The sequence below is a fragment of the Bartonella capreoli genome, assembly GCF_902813205.1.
Lineage (GTDB): Bacteria > Pseudomonadota > Alphaproteobacteria > Rhizobiales > Rhizobiaceae > Bartonella > Bartonella schoenbuchensis.
The window spans coordinates 1-439 of the sequence record NZ_CADDZX010000238.1; the positions used below are offsets into that span (position 1 = coordinate 1).

Sequence of the window (439 nt, forward strand, 5' to 3'; positions counted from 1 at the left end):
CTTTATATATGTTTGGAATTTACTCAACAAAACTCACTTGCAAAAACACCTCTAATAAGTATCCTACCCGCACTACCTAATGGTGTTGTTATTCAAAAACCATTTCGCCCCCAATTAACCAAAGAAGGTGAACGTCATCCTGTTACAAGAGGTCTTACAACACCTACTTATCCAACCTCTCAATGGGGACAATGGCTCCGACAAATTGCCATTCAAAACATATATAAAGGCACTGCTCTCATGAAAGGAGCCGATGAACAACCTCTTTTACTTCTTTCCCATTTTGGTAAAGGACGTGTAGGTATGTTGCTTTCCGACCAAAGTTGGCTTTGGGCACGAGGTTTCGAGGGTGGAGGCCCTTATGCGGCTCTGTATCGTCGAATTGCCCATTGGCTTATGAAAGAACCCGAGCTTGAAGAGGAAAAATTAAGCGCTACCA

Annotated in this window: 1 pseudogene; it reads left to right on the forward strand. The window is 42.8% G+C overall.

The window, feature by feature from the left end:
* Window positions 1-439 (forward strand): annotated as a pseudogene (locus J7R05_RS08235) (hypothetical protein); the annotation flags it as partial.